General features: G+C 74.3%; 16 protein-coding genes. 2 read left to right on the top strand and 14 right to left on the bottom strand.

All coding sequences use genetic code 11. The annotated features are described in order from the left end of the window. Nucleotides 1–87 precede the first annotated feature (87 nt). From ABT129_RS13755 to ABT129_RS13740, 4 genes are all read right to left on the bottom strand, one after another. Entirely contained in the window at nucleotides 88–1,302 is a 1,215-nt protein-coding gene (locus ABT129_RS13755) for an acyl-CoA dehydrogenase family protein (RefSeq protein WP_351900447.1), read from the bottom strand. After that, entirely contained in the window at nucleotides 1,299–2,480 is a 1,182-nt protein-coding gene (locus ABT129_RS13750) for an acyl-CoA dehydrogenase family protein (RefSeq protein ID WP_351900446.1), read from the bottom strand. The genes ABT129_RS13755 and ABT129_RS13750 overlap by 4 nt, the downstream gene beginning before the upstream one ends. After that, the gene (locus tag ABT129_RS13745) at nucleotides 2,477–3,445 is read right to left on the bottom strand and encodes an NADPH:quinone oxidoreductase family protein (RefSeq protein WP_351900445.1); all 969 of its coding nucleotides are present in this window, start codon (nucleotides 3,443–3,445) and stop codon (nucleotides 2,477–2,479) included. The genes ABT129_RS13750 and ABT129_RS13745 overlap by 4 nt, the downstream gene beginning before the upstream one ends. A 120-nt stretch (nucleotides 3,446–3,565) precedes the next feature. Continuing rightward, nucleotides 3,566–4,153, bottom strand: coding sequence for a helix-turn-helix domain-containing protein (locus ABT129_RS13740; RefSeq protein ID WP_351900443.1), 588 nt, complete (start codon nucleotides 4,151–4,153; stop codon nucleotides 3,566–3,568). A gap of 67 nt (nucleotides 4,154–4,220) precedes the next feature. On the opposite strand from ABT129_RS13740, the gene ABT129_RS13735 reads away from it, so the two are divergent. Together ABT129_RS13735 and ABT129_RS13730 are read left to right on the top strand one after the other, a co-directional pair. After that, entirely contained in the window at nucleotides 4,221–5,195 is a 975-nt protein-coding gene (locus ABT129_RS13735; protein WP_351900442.1) for an NAD(P)/FAD-dependent oxidoreductase, read from the top strand. A 234-nt stretch (nucleotides 5,196–5,429) separates the two neighbouring features. Further along, entirely contained in the window at nucleotides 5,430–6,209 is a 780-nt protein-coding gene (locus ABT129_RS13730) for a VOC family protein (protein WP_351900441.1), read from the top strand. Nucleotides 6,210–6,240: 31 nt separating this feature from the next. On the opposite strand, the gene ABT129_RS13725 is transcribed toward ABT129_RS13730, so the two are convergent. The 10 genes from ABT129_RS13725 to nadE all read right to left on the bottom strand — a co-directional run bounded on the left by ABT129_RS13725 (nucleotide 6,241) and on the right by nadE (nucleotide 16,096). After that, a complete protein-coding gene (locus ABT129_RS13725) occupies nucleotides 6,241–6,993 on the bottom strand; it encodes a PIG-L deacetylase family protein (protein WP_351900439.1) in 753 nt (250 codons plus the stop codon). Further along, nucleotides 6,990–7,922, bottom strand: coding sequence for an SIS domain-containing protein (locus tag ABT129_RS13720; RefSeq protein WP_351900438.1), 933 nt, complete (start codon nucleotides 7,920–7,922; stop codon nucleotides 6,990–6,992). The genes ABT129_RS13725 and ABT129_RS13720 overlap by 4 nt, the downstream gene beginning before the upstream one ends. Nucleotides 7,923–8,012: 90 nt before the next feature. Continuing rightward, complete coding sequence (locus ABT129_RS13715) at nucleotides 8,013–9,200, bottom strand: GntR family transcriptional regulator (RefSeq protein WP_351900437.1); 1,188 nt, start codon at nucleotides 9,198–9,200, stop codon at nucleotides 8,013–8,015. Nucleotides 9,201–9,268: 68 nt separating this feature from the next. Further along, nucleotides 9,269–10,576, bottom strand: a complete 1,308-nt coding sequence (locus tag ABT129_RS13710) for an alpha/beta fold hydrolase (RefSeq protein ID WP_351900435.1) — start codon at nucleotides 10,574–10,576, stop codon at nucleotides 9,269–9,271. Nucleotides 10,577–10,708: 132 nt separating this feature from the next. Then, on the bottom strand, nucleotides 10,709–12,181 hold the full coding sequence (locus ABT129_RS13705; protein ID WP_351900434.1) for a cellulase family glycosylhydrolase: 1,473 nt from the start codon (nucleotides 12,179–12,181) through the stop codon (nucleotides 10,709–10,711). A gap of 159 nt (nucleotides 12,182–12,340) precedes the next feature. After that, nucleotides 12,341–13,306, bottom strand: coding sequence for an ABC transporter substrate-binding protein (locus ABT129_RS13700; RefSeq protein WP_502981753.1), 966 nt, complete (start codon nucleotides 13,304–13,306; stop codon nucleotides 12,341–12,343). Beyond that, entirely contained in the window at nucleotides 13,303–13,977 is a 675-nt protein-coding gene (locus ABT129_RS13695) for an ABC transporter permease (protein ID WP_351900541.1), read from the bottom strand. Before ABT129_RS13695 ends, ABT129_RS13700 begins: the two co-directional genes overlap by 4 nt. Beyond that, nucleotides 13,974–14,654, bottom strand: a complete 681-nt coding sequence (locus ABT129_RS13690) for an ABC transporter permease (protein ID WP_351900433.1) — start codon at nucleotides 14,652–14,654, stop codon at nucleotides 13,974–13,976. Before ABT129_RS13690 ends, ABT129_RS13695 begins: the two co-directional genes overlap by 4 nt. A 117-nt stretch (nucleotides 14,655–14,771) precedes the next feature. Then, nucleotides 14,772–15,161, bottom strand: coding sequence for a VOC family protein (locus tag ABT129_RS13685; RefSeq protein ID WP_351900431.1), 390 nt, complete (start codon nucleotides 15,159–15,161; stop codon nucleotides 14,772–14,774). A 104-nt stretch (nucleotides 15,162–15,265) separates the two neighbouring features. Further along, a complete protein-coding gene (gene nadE, locus ABT129_RS13680) occupies nucleotides 15,266–16,096 on the bottom strand; it encodes an NAD(+) synthase (protein ID WP_351900430.1) in 831 nt (276 codons plus the stop codon). Between the last annotated feature and the right edge of the window lie 213 nt (nucleotides 16,097–16,309).

Raw genomic sequence — 16,309 nt, 5'->3', positions numbered from 1 at the left:
GTGTCCACACCCCTTTTGGAGATCAACTGTTTTTGCGAACAGCATGCAATTAAACAGTATGTAAAGGGGTGCGGGCGCGGCGGCCCCTTACACGGGCGGTGCCAGGCCGACGAGGGCGGCGATCGCGTCCTGATGCCGGCCCGCCGACCCCAGGGCGATCTGGTCGGACTTGGCCCGCTTCAGGGCCAGATGGGCGGGGTGCTCCCAGGTCATCCCGATCCCACCGTGCAGCTGGACGCACTCCTCGGCGGCCCGGACGGCCACCTTGGAGCAGTACGCCTGCGCGACGGCGACGGTCAGCGGGGCGTCCGCGCTCCCGGTGGCCAGCGCGTCGGCGGCGGCGCGGGCGGCCGCCCGGGCCCCGACGAGGTCCAGCCAGAGCTGGGCCATGCGGTGCTTGAGGGCCTGGAAGGAGCCGACCGGGCGGTTGAACTGGTGGCGCTCGCGGGTGTAGCGCACGGTCTCCTCCAGGCACCACTCGGCGAGACCGAGCTGCTCGGAGGCGAGGAGGCCGGCCCCGGAGAGGAGTCCGCGCCGGACCGCCGCGCGGGAGGCCTCGGGCCCCGCGAGCGGGGTGCCGCTCCCGGTCCCGGTGGTGACCGCCGCGAGCGGCCGGGTGAGGTCGAGCGGGGTCCGCGGCTCGACGGTCGCCTCCCCGGCGGGTACGGCGTACAGACCGTCGGCGCGGGGGACGAGGAACACGTCGGCGGCGGTGGCGTCGGCGACCCCGGACACGGAGGGGCCTGCCGCCGGGTCGGCGTCGGGTGCGGTCGACAGCGGTACGGCGAGGACCGCGACCGTACGGCCGCTCGCGAGGTCCGCGAGCAGCGCGGCCGCCGCGTCGCTCTCCCCCGCCAGGGCGAGCAGGGTCTCGGTGGCCACCACCGCGCTCGTCAGGTACGGCAGCGGGGTCACCGCGCGGCCGAGCTCCTCCAGGACGACGGCGGCCTCCCGGTGGCTCGCGCCCTGTCCGCCGAGCTTCTCGGGGACGAGGAGTCCGGCGGCGCCGATGTCGGCCGCGAGGGACTTCCACAGGCCGGGGACGTACGGGCTGTCCGTCTCGATCCGGCCGAGGAGGGTCTGGTGGCCCGCCCGGTCGGCGAGCAGGGCGCGGACGGCCGCGCGCAGGTCGTCCTCGGTCTCCGAGTAGAGGAGGTCGAGGGGGCTTTCCGCGAGACCGGCCGTCCCGGGCCGACCCGGGTGCTCGGTCTGTGCGGCCTGTCGGGTCTGCGCGGTCTGTTCCGTCTGTTCCGACTGTTCCGACTGTTCCGACTGTTCCGTCTGTTCCGTCTGCTCCGTCATCGGGCGAGGTCCTTCCAGGCGACGTCCTTGTCGTTGCGGGGCTCGGGCGGCAGGCCCAGGACCCGCTCGGCGACAATGTTGAGCAGCACCTCGCTGGTCCCGCCCTCGATCGAGTTGCCCTTGGACCGCAGATAGCGGTAGCCGGCGTCGCGGCCGGTGAAGTCGACCAGCTCGGGGCGGCGCATCTCCCACTCCCCGTACAACAGGCCCTCGTCACCCAGGAGTTCGACCTCCAGGCCGCTGATGTCCTGGTTGAGGCGGGCGAAGGCGAGCTTCATCGCGCTGCCCTCGGGGCCGGGCCGGCCCGCGACGAGTTGCTGACGGAGCCGTTCCCCGGAGAGCCTGGCCACCTCGGCGTCGACCCAGAGGTCGAGGAGGCGCCGGTGGAGGTCGTGGGTGCGCAGCTCGGGCCGCTCGCGCCAGGTCGTGGCGGCCTTCCCGATCATGCCGCCCTCGCGGGGGATGCGGGCGCCGCCGATGGAGACCCGCTCGTTCATGAGGGTGGTCTGGGCGACCCGCCAGCCGTCGCCGACCTCGCCGAGGCGGTGGGCGTCGGGGATGCGGACCCCGGTGAGGAAGACCTCGTTGAACTCGGCCTCGCCGGTGATCTGGCGCAGCGGCCGGACCTCCACACCGGGGGCGGTCATGTCGCAGACGAAGTAGGTGATGCCCCGGTGCTTGGGCGCGTCGGGGTCGGTGCGGGCGATGAGGATGGCCCAGCGGGCGGTGTGGGCGCTGGAGGTCCACACCTTCTGTCCGTCGACCACCCAGTCCTCGCCGTCGCGGACGGCGCGGGTGGCGAGCGCGGCGAGGTCGGAGCCCGCGCCGGGTTCGCTGAAGAGCTGGCACCACACCTCCTCGCCGACCCAGAGGGGCCGTAGAAAGCGCCGCCTGACCTCCTCGGAGCCGTGGGCGAGGACGGTGGGGGCGGCCATGCCGAGGCCGATGCCGATCTTGCGCGGGTCGTTGTCGGGTGCGCCGGCGGCGGCGAGTTCGGCGTCGACGACGGTCTGGAGCGCGCGGGGCGCGTCGAGCCCGCCGAGGCCGACCGGGTAGTGCACCCAGGCGAGTCCGGCGTCGAAGCGGGCGCGCAGGAAGTCGGTGCGGTCGGTGGTGGCCGGCGGATGCTCGGCCAGCAACGCCCGTGTGAGGGCGCGGAGTTCGTCGGCGTCGGTCATGCGTGGACCCCTTCCGGGAGGACGACGAGACGTCCGGTGGTGGTGCCGTCGGCGACCCGCTGGACGGCGTCCGCCGCGCCGGCGAAGGGGACGCGCTCTCCGATGAGCGGTGTGATGAGGCCCTTGGCGGCGTAGGCCGTGAGCGTCTCGTGGCAGCGTCCGATCGAGGCCGGGTCCTTGGCCGCGTACAGGCCCCAGTGGAGGCCGAGGATCGAGTAGTTCTTCACCAGGGCGTGATTGAGGGCGGGCGCGGGGACGGTGCCGCTCGCGAAGCCGACGATCACGATCCGGCCCTCGAAGGCGACGCACTTGGCGGACTGCTGGTAGGCCTCGCCGCCGACCGGGTCGTAGATCACGTCGGCGCCCCGGCCGCCGGTCGCGGCCTTGACGGCGGCGACGACGTCCTCCGCTCGCCGGTCGACGACGACGTCGCAGCCGAGCGCACGGGCGACGGCGGCCTTCTCCGGTCCGCCGACGACCCCGATGACGGTGGCGCCGGCGGCCTTGCCGAGCTGGACGGCGGCGCTGCCGACGCCGCCGGCGGCCGCGTGGACCAGGAGGGTCTCGCCCTCCTGTAGGGCGGCGCGGCGGTGCAGGCCGAACCAGCCGGTCTGGTAGCCGATGTGGAGGGCGGCGGCCTCGGCGTCGTCGAGCGACTCGGGGGCCGGGAGCACTCCGGCCGCGTCGGCGAGCACGTACTCGGCGAAGCCGCCGTGCGGGAGGGCCGCGGTGGTGATGACCCTGCGGCCGTCCTCGGTCTCGGCGCAGACCTCCACGCCGGGGGTGAAGGGCAGCGGGGGGCGCACCTGGTAGTGGCCGCGGCACAGGAGCGCGTCGGGGAAGTTGACGTTCGCGGCGCGGACCCTGAGGAGGACCTGGCCGTCGCCCGGTGTGGGTGGCGCCACCTCCTCGCGGCGCATCACCGCGGCCGGTTCCCCGTTCTCGTACACACGCCATGCCTGCATCCGGAAGCCTCCTCCGTACCGAGCGGTCGGTGGCATACTAAGCGGTCGCTTGCCCTGGGGGAACCGGCCGGCCGGACTTCTTCGGACGGTGGACCGCGCCGCGCCGGCCCGGTCCGCGCGTCAGCCGGACTTCTTCGGGCGGGCCCGGACGTGCATCCGCTCCCCCTGCGGGCCGAAGAGGCTCAGGAACTCCACCGGCCCGTCGGCCGTCGGCCCGAACCAGTGCGGGACGCGCGTGTCGAACTCGGCCGCCTCACCGGCCCCGAGGACGACGTCGTGCTCCCCGAGGACGAGCCGGAGCCGCCCCGAGAGCACGTACAGCCACTCGTAGCCCTCGTGGACGCGCGGCTCCGGGTCCTCCTGCGGCTTCTCCTGGATCACCTTGTACGCCTGGAGGCCGCCGGGCTGCCGGGTCAGCGGGAACATCGTGCGGCCGTGGCGCACGATCGGCTTGGCGCGGACCCGGGGGTCGTCCGTCGCGGGGGCGCCGACCAGCTCGTCGAGCGGGACCTGGTGGGCGCGGGCCAGCGGCAGGAGCAGTTCGAGGCTGGGTCTGCGCTGCCCGGACTCCAACCGGGAGAGGGTGCTCACGGAGATGCCGGTGGCGGCGGACAGTTCGGCCAGCGTCACCCCGCGGTCGCGGCGGACCCGGCGGAGCCGGGGGCCGACCTCGTTCAGGACGGCGTCGATGCGATCGTCTTCGGTCATGGGTCCAGTGTTGCAGAAACAGCAAGATTGCTTGCCGGATTCACTGGATCCGGGCGACGCTCGGCCCATGAACGCACCTCTGAAGGCAGAACGGGACAGCACCTCCGCGTACGAGGCGGTGGTGGTCGGCGGCGGCGCGGCCGGGCTCAGCGCCGCCCTGGTCCTGGGCCGGTCGCTGCGCCGGACCCTCGTCGTCGACGCCGGCCGGCCGCGCAACGCACCCGCCGCCCACATGCAGGGCGTCCTGTCCCGGGACGGCATGAGCCCGGCCGACTTCCTGGCGGCGGGACGGGGCGAGATCGCCCGGTACGGGGTCGAGCACCGGACGGGCGAGGTGACGGGCGCGGCACCGGACGGGAACGGCGGCTTCGTCGTCACCCTGGCCGACGGCGCCACGGTCGGCGCGCGGCGGCTCGTCGTCACCACCGGACTCGTCGACGAGCTGCCCGCGATCGACGGCCTCGCCGAGCGGTGGGGGCGGGACGTGCTGCACTGCCCGTACTGCCACGGCTGGGAGGTCCGTGACCGGGCCTTCGGCGTCATCGCCCACCCGGCGATGCCCGCGCACCAGGCGCTGATGGTCGCGCACTGGTCGAAGGACGTGACCCTGTTCCTGCACACCGCCGGTGAGCCGTCGGAGCACGACGCGGCCCTCCTCGACGCGGCGGGCGTCCGCGTCGAGCGGGGCGAGGTGGCCGGTCTCGCGGTGGCGGACGACCGGCTGACCGGGGTGCGGCTCGCCGACGGCCGGACCGTGGCCCGTTCGGTGGTCTTCGCCGCGGCCTCCCGCCTCGCGGCCCGGGACGGGGTGCTGCGGCAGCTCGGCGCGGAGCTGCGGACCACCCCGTTCGGCGCGTTCGTGGCGGTGGACGAGACGGGCCGGACGAGCGTGCCCGGCGTGTGGGCGGCCGGGAACGTGACGGGACCGCAGGAACAGGTGGCCAACGCGGTGAGCCGGGGCTACCGGGCCGGGGTCGCGCTCAACAGCGAGCTGCTCCTCGGCGACCTGGAGGCGAAGGCGGCCGGTCGGCCGGTCGGATGAACCCCCGCCGGCCGGTCGGCCGGTCGGATGAACCCCGTCGGCTGCGGCTGCGCCGCCCGAACCGAGGGGCGAGGATCGGTCATGGTGGCCGGAAGCCCGAGGGACCGGCGGCGCGGCCCCGAGGGCGCGCGCGGCTCCCCCGTCCCCGGCCGACCGCCTCCCGGCCGCCCGGGCCCGGCCGGCGAGGGGCACCGCGCGGCCACGGCCACGGACGACGGAAGGACCGCACCTCCCATGCTCGGTACGCAGTTCACCACGGGTTCCCCCTGCTGGATCGATCTCGGCAGTCCCGACACCGGGGCGGCGGCCGCCTTCTACGGCGCCGTCTTCGGCTGGGAGTTCCGCTCCGCCGGGCCCGACACGGGGGGCTACGGCTTCTTCGAGCAGGACGGCCGCACGGTCGCCGCCGTCGGCCCGCTCACCGAGGAGGGCGCGGACAGCGCCTGGACCGTGTACTTCCAGACCCCGGACGCCGAGGCCACGCAGCACGCCGCCGAGGCGGCGGGCGGCACCGTGCGCGTCGCGGCGCTCGACGTCATGGACGCGGGCCGCATGGCCGCCCTCACCGACCCGGGCGGCGCGCGGTTCGCCGTCTGGCAGCCCGGCGCCACCAAGGGTCTGGAACGGACCTCCTCGACCAACACCCTGGTCTGGGCGGAGCTGCACGTCGCCGACCCGGAGGCCGCCCTCGGCTTCTACCGGACCCTGTTCGGCTGGCGGTGGGCCGCGATGGAGGCGCCCGGGATGAGGTACCGGGTCCTCTCCACCGCCGAGGGGGACCAGGAGGACGCCTCCTTCGGCGGCGTCGCCGAGTTCCTGGACGCCGGCGACGTCCCGCGCTGGATCCCGTACTTCGACGTCGAGGACGCCGACGCCGTCGCCGCCTCGGCCCAGGGCGACGGCGGTTCGGTCCTGATGCCCGCGGCCGACGTCCCGGACGTGGGCCGGATCGCCTGGCTGGCCGACCCCTTCGGCGCGCCCTTCGCGGTGCTGAAGCCCGCGCCGATGGGCTGACCGCGCGGCCGGGGGCCCGGCCCCCGGTCCGTCAGCGGGCGAAGAGCTCGAAGGTCACCGCCGGGCGGCCGCCGAAGCGGGCGGACGCGCGGTCCGTCGCCGCCGTGAGGAAGGACCGGACGTACTGCTCCGGGTCCTCGTCCGTCAGCGCCTCGATGTACGCGCGGTGACAGAGCAGCGAGCGGATCGCGCGGTCCAGGCCCGGGGCCGCGTCGACCGCGTGCGTCGGGGTGCTGGAGGCCGCGACCGCGACCCAGCGGACCCCGTTCCAGGGCTCCAGGCCCTGGTCGGCGAGTTCGGGGAAGATCCAGCGGTTCCCGGCGTCGGCGGCCGCGTCGAGCGTGGCCCGTCCGACGGCCAGGTGGTCGGGGGTGTTCCAGGGGGCGCCGGGGGCGCCGCCCCAGGTGTCGCGGTGGTTGAGCGTGACGACGAGTTCCGGGCGGTGGCGGCGGATCGCGGCCGCGATGTCCCGGCGCAGCCCCAGCCCGTACTCGATGATCCCGTCCCGGTGGTCGAGGAACTCGACCGTGTCCACCCCCACGACGGCGGCGCTGTCCCGCTGCTCCCGCTCGCGCAGCGGACCGCAGACGTCCGGGGCGAGGGTGTCGATCCCGGCCTCCCCACGGGTGGCGAGGACGTAGACCACCTCCTTGCCCGCGTCCGTCCACCCGGCGACGGCGGCCGCGCAGCCGTACTCCAGGTCGTCGGGGTGGGCGACGACGGCGAGGGCGCGCCGCCAGTCGCCGGGCATCTCCGCGAGGTCCGTGACATCGGTTTCGATCATGACCGCAGGATACGGGCCGCCTCCTCGGCCGTCGGGCGGAACGCACCGGAGAGGATCACCGAACGCGAGACGTTCCGGGGCCGGTCGGGGTTGAGGCCGCGCCGGTCCGCGAGGGCGACCGCGAGCCGCTGCGCGCGGACGAGCGCGGCCACCGGATCGATCGCGTCGGCGGCGAACAGCGCCCCCGTGGACTCCACTTCGTCCTTGAGCCCCGAGGGCGCGGGGCCCAGGCACCAGACGAGGCTGGACCGGTCGCTGATGCTGATCGGACCGTGGCGGTACTCCATCGCCGCGTACGACTCCGTCCAGGCGCGGGCCACTTCCCGGAGCTTGAGGGCCGCCTCGTCAGCGAGTCCGACGGTCCAGCCGGTGCCGAGGAAGGTGAACTGGCCGCGCCGCTCCCAGGCGGCCGGCAGCCGCTCGTACAGGACGAGTTCGGCGTCGGCGATCGCCGGGCCGAGGTCCACCCCGAGCCCGGCGCGCAGGAGTTGGAGGGCGGTGGTCGCGAACCGGGTCTGGACGACGGAGCGTTCGTCGGCGAAGCCGAGGTCGACGACGCGGTCCGCGAGCCGTCCGGCGGGACTGCCGGACACGCCGGTGAGGACGAGGGTCGGGATGTTCCCCGCCGCGCGGGCGAGCAGGTCCACGACCTCCGTGGTGGTGCCGGACCGGGTGAGGGCCACGATCCGGTCGTATCCGCGTCCGAGCGGTGTGGAGTCGGAGGCGGGGAAGGCGTCGGTCTCGCCCGCGCCGAGGGACTCGCGCAGCGCCGCGTAGGCGCGGGCGATGAAGTACGAGGTGCCGCAGCCGACCACCGCCACGCGCTCACCGCGGGCCGGCAGCCGGTCGCCGTCGCGGTCGGCGATCTCGGCGGCGCGGCGCCAGCAGTCGGGCTGGCCGGCGATCTCCGCGCTGACGTGGGTGCTCATGTCCGGGTCCTCTCCTCGGAGGGTCCCCTCGCGGGGCCCGGTCCGAGTTCTACCGGTGTCCGTCAGGAGCACTCCATGAGCAATGGGGGCTCATCGCTTGGACTTTCGCGCGCCGTCCGTCCCGTGAGTGCCCCGGGTGCCGGGTCCGCCCGCCGTCGCCGGCCCGCCCTCCGTTCCGCGTCCGCCGCCGCAGGAGGCGCGGACGACCAGCCGGGGGCGGAGCTGCACCTGGTGCAGCGGGGCGGCCTCGCCCTCGGCGAGGCGCCGGAGCAGGATCTGCGCGGCGAGCCGGCCGAGCTGGTACTTGTGCGGTGAGACGGCGGTCAGCGGGATCTCCGCGACGTCGGCGAACTCGTTGTCGTAGCTGATCAGGGCGAGGTCGCCCGGGACCCGCACTCCGGCGCGGCGCGCGGCCCCGAGCATCAGCGCGGCCTCCCGGTCGCCGAAGCAGAGCGCGGCCGTGACCCCGGCGGCCCGCAGCGCGGCGAGGGCGCGGTCGGCGCGGTCCGGGTCCCACCGGGCCATCACGTCCCGCTCGTACGCAGGTGCCCCGGGCAGAGCGAGGTCGGTGACGGCCCGGGCGAAGCCGGACTCGATGGGCGCGGTGGTGGGCGCGTCGGTACGGGCGACGAGGCCGAGGCGCTCGTGGCCGAGGGCCCGCAGATGCCGCACGGCGTCGTAGGCGCCGCCCTCGTGGTCGGTGCAGACGTGCTCGGTGGGGTCGCCGGGGCCGTACGCGGCCAGTCGGCGTTCGACGAGGACGGCGGGCACGGGCAGGGCGAGCAGTTCCTCGGCGCGGCGTCCGGGGTCGGCGGCGGTGTGCAGGCCGGGGACGAGGAGGAGTCCGTGGACGCCGGCCGAGAGCAGGCGTGCGAGGGCGGCGTCCTCCTCGTCGGGGTCGTAGTGGGAGCAGGCGAGGACGAGCCGGGCGCCGGCCTCCGCGAGCTCCTTCTCGATGCCCTGGAGGACCCTCGGGTAGTAGAAGGTGGTGTCGGGGACGAGGACGCCGACGATCCGCTGTCCGCCGGTGCGTTCGGGGCGGTGGGCGGCGAACGTGCCCGCGCCCTGGCGGCGTTCGACGAGGCCGAGGCCGACGAGGTCCTCGTAGGCGCGGCGGACGGTCGTCACCGACACGCCCGTCTCGGTGGCGAGGGCGCGTTCGGTGGGGAGTTTCGAGCCGGGCGGCCAGGTGCCGTCGAGGATGCCGCGGCGCAGTTCGGCCGTGAGGGCCCGGAACTTCAGCTCCCGGCCGGACGCCGGTGTCTCGCGTCCCGTCATCCGGACCCCCTCGTGCTCGCGGCGCGCCCCCGCTCGTCGGGGGCGCGCCGCATCCTATGCGGGAGCCGTCAGATCTCGTCCCGGGCGAGGGCGAGCAGCCGGTCCAGGACGCGGGGTCCGCCGGCCCGTACGCCGTCGTGCTCGAACTCGTCGGTCACCCAGGTGCGCAGGCCGCGGACGGCGCGCGCGGTGTCGAGGGAGTGCGCGGTGTCGACGTACATGTCGTCGTGGTAGACGGCGGCGGCGACCGGGACGCGGTTGGCGGCGAGGCGGTCGGCGTCGTAGAGCGGGGCCCAGTCGGTGCGCGCGGCGAGGAGTTCGGCGGTCTCGCGGAGCGGGCGCAGGGCGGGGTCGGTGGTGAAGTGCCAGGGGTGGATGGTCTCGCCGGTGAAGAGGAGCGGGCGGCCCTCGGCGAGGGCGGTGCGGGCGTCGAACGCGGGGTGCTCGGCGCGGACGCGTTCGGCCGCCCAGTCGGTGGCGCCCTGTCCCTGGGCGTAGATGGCCTCGTGGAGGAGGGCGTACAGCGGGTGTCCCGCGAACGACAGGTGGGCCTGGACCTGCTCAAGAAAGGCGTCGGCGAGCGCGGGTCCGCCCGGGGTGGGGACGAACGCGCCCTCCAGGAGCAGGTGGAGCTGGTGGGTGCCGTCGCCGGAGCCGAGGAGGATGCCGAGGGACTGGAAGGCCTCGGGGGTGAGCAGGCCGCCGCCGGGGAGGGTGACCTCGTGGTCGAGGAGGTGGGCGGCGACGGCGCGGGCCCGTTCGGCGTCCTGCGGGTAGCGGGCGAAGTGGGCCTCGTTCTTGCGCAGGACACGGGGGAGGGCGGCGCGGTAGACCTCGTCGGCGGTGGCGTCGAGGGAGGGCAGGCCGCCGGTGATCAGGACCCGTTCGAGGCCCTGGGGCGCGGTGGAGAGGTAGTGGGTGGCGCAGAAGCCGCCGAAGCTCTGGCCGAGGACGGTCCAGGGGGCGCCGCCGGTGAGCCGCCGCCGGATGGTCTCGCAGTCCTTGACGATGGAGTCGGCGCGGAAGTGGGCGAGGTAGTCGGCCTGCTCGGCGGGGGTGCCGCGGAGGGGCAGGGTCTGGCGGTTGGCGGGGGTGGAGCGGCCGGTGCCGCGCTGGTCGAGGAGGAGGACGCGGAACTCCTTGACGGCGCGGCCGAGCCAGGCCTGCGGGCCGATGAAGCGGCGGGCGCCGAAGCCGGGGCCGCCCTCCAGGTAGACCAGCCAGGGCAGCCGTTCCCGGTCCGCTCCGGCGTGGCCGCTCGCGACGACCTCTCGGCCGAAGACCTCGATCCGCTCGCCGTCGGGCCGGGCGTGGTCGAGGGGGACGGGGAAGCGGTGGTCGGTGAGGACGAGTCCCGGCTGCCGGTAGGTGGTCACGCTGTTCCTGCTCCTGTTCGGTACGCCCCCGCGAGGACAGTGGATCACACGGCGGGGGCGTACCGGGGGCGGGGCGCCCGGCGGGGTCCGGAGTGTCAGGGGCCCCGGGTGCCGGGCGGTCGGGCCGGGGTGTCAGGAGGTCGGGAAGTCGTCCGCGGTCCTGACGCGGTCCCGGATCCAGACACCGGCGGGCTTCAGGGAGGCGGTTCCGGTCCAGGTTCCGCCGGCGGCGCAGGTGCCGGACTTGAACACCGCGCCGCTGCGCTCGTCGTCGGAGAAGTTCCAGTTGACCCAGCTGATCTTCTTCGCGGCCATGAGGTCGAGGAAGCGCTGGCTCATGGCGAAGTCGTTCGCGCCCTCGCCGGCGTAGTTCTGCGTGCCGAACTCGGTGACGAAGACGGGCAGTTTGTCGGCGGCGCGGGAGAGGGCGGCGAGGTACTCGTCGCGGTGCGAGTACGCGTAGAAGTGGAAGGTGTACATGATGTTGGTGGCGTTCACCGGGTTGGACACGACCTCGGACTCGTTCGCGCCCTCGGAGACGCCGAACGAGGACCACGCGCGCGTGCCGACGAGGACCGGGGTCTTGGCGTCCTTGGCGCGGATGACCGGGATGAGCTGCTCGGCGTAGCTCTTGATGCGGGACCAGGCGACGCCGCTGGGCTCGTTGGCGATCTCGTAGAGCAGGTTGGTCTTGGCGCCGTGGCGCTGGGCGATCTCGGTGAAGAAGGTCTTGGCGCGGGCGAGGTTGTGGTGCGGGTCGCCCGGGTCGAGCATGTGCCAGTCGACGATCACGTACAGCCCGCGCGCGGTGGCCTGCTCGATGAGGGAGTGGGCGAGGTCGGTGTACTTGCGCGGGTCGGTCTCGTACCCGCCCTCCTGGACGTAGGTGGAGACGCGCAGGACGTCGGCGTTCCAGTCCTTGGCGAGGGCGTCGAGCGAGCCGCCGGTCAGGCACTGGCCGTACCACTGGGTGCCGTGGCTGGACATGCCGCGCAGCTGGATCGGCTTGTTGTACTGGTTGCAGAGTCTGGTCCCGCAGACCTTGAGCCGGCCGTTGATCGCGGCGGGGGTGCTGCCGGTGGTCGGCGGGGTGGTGGCGTTGTCGACGGCGAGGTGGTCGACGTTGGGGCCGCCGTCGGCGGTGGTGGCGGTGGCACGGACGGTGTTGGCGCCGGCCTTCAGGGTGGTGGTGACGGTGGTGGTCGCCCAGGTGGTCCAGGCGCCGGTGCCGGCGAAGGACTTGCCGGCGGCGACGACGGCGCCGTTGACGGCGATGTCCATGGGGCGGTTGGTGGTGGTGCCGTTGGCGTAGCGCAGGGTGAGCGTCGCGGGGCCCGCCTGTGCGGCGTCGACGTTCCACTGGACGTGACTTCCGGTGGCGTTGTCGTAGTTGACGAACCCGTTCCCGGTGAACCCGGTGTGGTTGGACTCGACGAGGCCCTTCGAGACGGTGGCCGTCTCCGCCTCGTGGGTGACGGGGGCGGCGCTCGCCGGGGGCGGCGCCGTGGCGAGGCCGAGGAGCAGGGCTCCGAGGGCGGTGCCGGCGACACCGAGGCGCCGGAGGCCGGGGCGGATGCGGGGTCGTGCGGATCGTGCCGAAGTCATGGGGGTCTCCACGGAACGACGAACGGGGGATGGGGTGTTGGGGTCCGATTGGACTGGAAGGAAACTTTCCTAACGGATGAATAGCAGGGCCGTGAACCCCCTCGCAAGGGTCATGACAAGAGACGCTGTTCAGCGGGCTGACAGCGCGGCCCGCCGACGTCAGCGCGGGACGAGCCCCTTCTCCACGAGATAGTTCCGCGCCACGTCCTCCGGGAGCCGCCGCCAGCTGTCCACCTGTTCGTTCAGATGCGCCAGATCGGCCGTGGTCAGGACCGTGTTGAGCCGCGCGAGCGCGCGGGTGACGCCCTCGCTCCCGGCGCGGGCGCGGTTGACGACGGGGACGATGAAGTCCGCGTTCTGGAGGTGTCTGTCGTCGGCGAGCAGGACGAGCCCGAACTCGTCGAGCGTGGCATCGGTCGTCGTGGTCAGCACCAGCTGGTCCTGGCCGTTCTGGACGGCCTGCTTGGCCGGGGTGGTGCCGACGCCCTTGGGGTCGACGGCGGTCACGTCGATGCCGTAGACCTTCCTCAGACCGGGGGCGCAGTACGGCCGCCGGACGCATTCGTCCCCGGCCGCGAGCCGTACGGGAAGACCGGTGGCGCCGAGGTCGCTGAGCGTCTTCAGACGGTGCTCGGCGGCGAAGTCGGCGGTCACGGCGAAGGCGTTCTGGTCGACGGCACGGCCCGCGTCCAGGACGGTGAGTCCGCGCGGTCCCGCGAGCGCCCGGAGCGCCGTCATGGTCGCGGCCAGGTCGGGCGAGCCGACGGTCGGCGCGTCCGCGCCGTTGACCTTGGCGTTCAGCCAGTCGGCGAAGGTCGCCGCGTACTCCGGCACGACATCGATCTGGCCGCGCTCCAGGGCCGGTTCGTACAGCTCGCGGTTGGTGACGGAGAGGATCTTCGTACGGTATCCGGCCTCCTGGAGCAGCAGGGCGTACATCTGCGCCAGCAGGTCGCTCTCGGTGAATCCGGCCGAGCCGACGGTCAGGTCGCGGCTGTCGCCCGGCGGGGCCGTGACCGCGTCGCGGTCCTCCAGGGACGGGCCCGCCGCGCAGCCGCCGAGACCGGCGCAGACCGCGAGCAGCGGACCGAGGGCGGCGAGGAGCGCGCGCCGCCGCCCGTTCACCCGCCGCTCCCCCGCCCCGCGGCGGGCGCGAGACGCTGGACGCCCTCGAAGACGCCCTCCACCAGGAGCGCGAGGACCGCGACGAGACAGGCCCCGGCGACGACCTGCGGGGTGGAGGCGAGATTGAACCCGGCGGTGATGATCCGGCCGAGCCCGCCGCCCCCGGCGAGCGCGGCCACGGTGGCGGTGGCGACGAGCTGGACGGCGGCGATCCGTACGCCGGTGAGGATCAGCGGCAGCGCGAGCGGCAGTTCGACCCGGACCAGGGTCTGGCCGCCGGTCATGCCCATGCCCCGGGCGGCCCGTACGACATCGGCGTCGACCCCCCGTATCCCCACGTACGCGTTGGTCAGCAGCGGGGGCACGGCGAAGAGCACCAGGGCGATGATCGTCGGCCAGTCGCCGTACGAACCGATCGGGCTGAGCAGGAGCAGCACGAGGACCGCGAAGGTGGGGACGGCCCGGCCGGCGTTGGAGAGGTTCACGGCGAGCGCGCCGCCCCTGCCGAGATGGCCGAGGACGAGCGCGACCGGCAGCGCGACCGCGCAGCTGATGACGAGGGAGACGACGGTGAGGTACAGGTGCTCGCCGAGCCGGTGCCAGACGCCGTTCTCGCCGGACCAGTGCGCGGAGGTGGTGAGCCAGGACCAGGCGTCGGCGAGGACCGTCACGCGGCCCGCCCGCGGGTCCACGGGGTGAGCAGGCGTTGCGCGCCGAGGAGGAGCAGGTCGGCGGCGACGGCGATGAGGACGCAGAGCACGGAGGCGGTGAGGACCTGCGCCTTGAAGTACGTGTTCATCCCGGAGTAGATGAGGTTGCCGAGGCCGCCGTGGCCCACGATCGCGCCGATCGTCACGAGGGAGACGGCGGACACGGCGGCGATCCGCAGCCCGGCCATCGCCGCGGGCAGCGCGAGCGGCAGTTCCACGGCGAGGAGGAGCCGGACCGGCCCGTACCCCATGCCGCGCGCCGCCTGCCGGGTCTCCTCGGGCACGGCGCGGAGCCCCGCGAGGATGTTCCGGACGAGGAGCGTGAGGGAGTACAGGACGAGGCCCGCCACGACCAGCGCGGCGGAGAGTCCGTAGACGGGCAGGAGCAGCGAGAACATCGCGAGCGCCGGGATCGTGTACAGGAGGGTCGTGACCCCGAGGACGGGGCCCGCCGCCCAGCCCCAGCGGCGGGCGGCGACCGCGAGGGGCAGCGCGAGCACCAGGCCGAGGGCGACCGAGACGCCGGCCAGCTGGACGTGCTGCACCACGGCGTCGGTGAGGATCTGGCTCCGGGTGGAGAGATAGGCGCCGCAGATCCACTCGTTGCGGGCGAGGCAGTCGTCGGGCGGCGCGATCACCCTCCCATTCGAGGCGGTACGGGCCCGCCGCGCACCCGGGCCGGTCCGTTCGGGTCGGTCGGCCCCGGTCCGTACGGGCCGACGCCGTCCGCCGGCGGCGACCGGGGTCCGGGTCCGTCAGCCCTCTGCCTGGAGGACCGAGAGGACGTTGCCCGCCGGGTCCGTGAACCACGCGACGGCCGGTCCGCCCTCGACCCGCACGACGCCCTTCTCGTCGGCCTCGAAGCCCTCGTAGCGCTCCAGGGTGACTCCGCGCCCCGTCAGCTCGTCGACGGCCCGGTCGATGTCGTCGACCTCGAAGTTGAGGATCGTGAAGCTCGCGGGAGTGTGGTCGTCCTTGGGATAGACGAAGACCCGGGTCCCGCCGGCCAGGGTGAGGAACAGCATCCGCATGTCGTCCTGGCCCTCGTCCTGCACCTTCAGTCCGAGGGTCTCGCCGTAGAAGCGGCGGGCGGCGTCGAGGTCGTCGACCGAGAACCCGCTGAATGCCGAGGTTGAGCCGAACATGACGTGCTCCCTTCCGGGGCCCCGAGGGGGCGCCCCTTCCAGGATCCGCCGACTGCCCGGACTCCGCCGCTCGCCGCTCCCGCCGCCGCTCAGGGCGGGGCCGCTCAGGGCGCGATCGGCAGCTGCCGCTTGTGCTCGGTGAGCTCGTAGCGGCGCACGATCGAGGCGAAGGCGGCCTCCGCGACCGGCTTGCCCTCCAGGAAGTCGTCGATGTCGTCGTAGGTGACACCGAGCGCGTCCTCGTCGGGCTTGCCCGGGTCGAGGGTCTCCAGGTCGGCCGTGGGGGTCTTCCACACCAGCTCGGCCGGGGCGCCGAGCTCGGCTCCGACGGCGCGGACGCGCCGCTTGGTCAGGCCGGTGAGCGGGACGACGTCGGCGGCGCCGTCGCCGAACTTGGTGAAGAAGCCGGAGACGGCCTCGGCGGCGTGGTCGGTGCCGACGACGAGCCCGTCGTGGGCCCCGGCGACGGCGTACTGGGCGATCATGCGCTGGCGGGCCTTGATGTTGCCCTGCACGAAGTCCTGGTGGTGGGCGTCGCGGAACGTCAGTCCGCCGGCGAGGGCCGCCTCCAGGGCCGCGTCGCTGGCCGCCTTGACGTCCACGGTGAGGACCTGGTCGGCGCGGATGAAGTCGAGCGCGGTCTGCGCGTCCTTCTCGTCGGCCTGGACGCCGTACGGCAGGCGCATCGCGTAGAAGGTGGCCTCGTGACCGGCGGCGCGGGCCCGCTCCACGGCGAGCTGGCAGAGCCGTCCTGCGGTCGTGGAGTCGACGCCACCGCTGATGCCGAGGACGAGGGAGCGCAGACCGGTGGAGGTGAGGCGCTCGGTGAGGAAGGCCACGCGGCGCTCGATCTCGGCCCGCGGGTCGAAGGTCTCGGCCACCTGGAGGTCCCGGGCGATCTGCTGCTGGCGGGCGGTGGACGCCGGGTCGGTCACGGGGGTCTCCTCGTCAGGGGTCGGTCGGCGGCGGACCGGGGGTGTCCGGGATTTCCCGGTGGGTGCCGGGACCGCGCGCCGACGGGCTACGGGAGTCGACTCTACGCATCGCCGCACGGGGGCGTCGCCCTGCCCCGTACGCCCCGGCCCTCCGGTGCGCTCCGGCTCGCGCGCCCCGGCCCTCCCGTGGCCCCGCCTCCTCCGTAGGTCCTG

The sequence above is a fragment of the Streptomyces sp. NPDC002057 genome, assembly GCF_040296665.1.
Lineage (GTDB): Bacteria > Actinomycetota > Actinomycetes > Streptomycetales > Streptomycetaceae > Streptomyces.
Note: the sequence above shows the minus strand (reverse complement) of the source record. Positions and strands in the feature narration are given on the sequence as shown.

What these genes read in the sequence shown, in the direction of transcription:
- ABT129_RS13755 (WP_351900447.1), bottom strand. Translation starts at nt 1,302, where the DNA reads ATGACGGAGCAGACGGAACAGACGGAACAGTCGGAACAGTCGGAACAG.
- ABT129_RS13750 (WP_351900446.1), bottom strand. Translation starts at nt 2,480, where the DNA reads ATGACCGACGCCGACGAACTCCGCGCCCTCACACGGGCGTTGCTGGCC.
- ABT129_RS13745 (WP_351900445.1), bottom strand. Translation starts at nt 3,445, where the DNA reads ATGCAGGCATGGCGTGTGTACGAGAACGGGGAACCGGCCGCGGTGATG.
- ABT129_RS13740 (WP_351900443.1), bottom strand. Translation starts at nt 4,153, where the DNA reads ATGACCGAAGACGATCGCATCGACGCCGTCCTGAACGAGGTCGGCCCC.
- ABT129_RS13735 (WP_351900442.1), top strand. Translation starts at nt 4,221, where the DNA reads ATGAACGCACCTCTGAAGGCAGAACGGGACAGCACCTCCGCGTACGAG.
- ABT129_RS13730 (WP_351900441.1), top strand. Translation starts at nt 5,430, where the DNA reads ATGCTCGGTACGCAGTTCACCACGGGTTCCCCCTGCTGGATCGATCTC.
- ABT129_RS13725 (WP_351900439.1), bottom strand. Translation starts at nt 6,993, where the DNA reads ATGATCGAAACCGATGTCACGGACCTCGCGGAGATGCCCGGCGACTGG.
- ABT129_RS13720 (WP_351900438.1), bottom strand. Translation starts at nt 7,922, where the DNA reads ATGAGCACCCACGTCAGCGCGGAGATCGCCGGCCAGCCCGACTGCTGG.
- ABT129_RS13715 (WP_351900437.1), bottom strand. Translation starts at nt 9,200, where the DNA reads ATGACGGGACGCGAGACACCGGCGTCCGGCCGGGAGCTGAAGTTCCGG.
- ABT129_RS13705 (WP_351900434.1), bottom strand. Translation starts at nt 12,181, where the DNA reads ATGACTTCGGCACGATCCGCACGACCCCGCATCCGCCCCGGCCTCCGG.
- ABT129_RS13685 (WP_351900431.1), bottom strand. Translation starts at nt 15,161, where the DNA reads ATGTTCGGCTCAACCTCGGCATTCAGCGGGTTCTCGGTCGACGACCTC.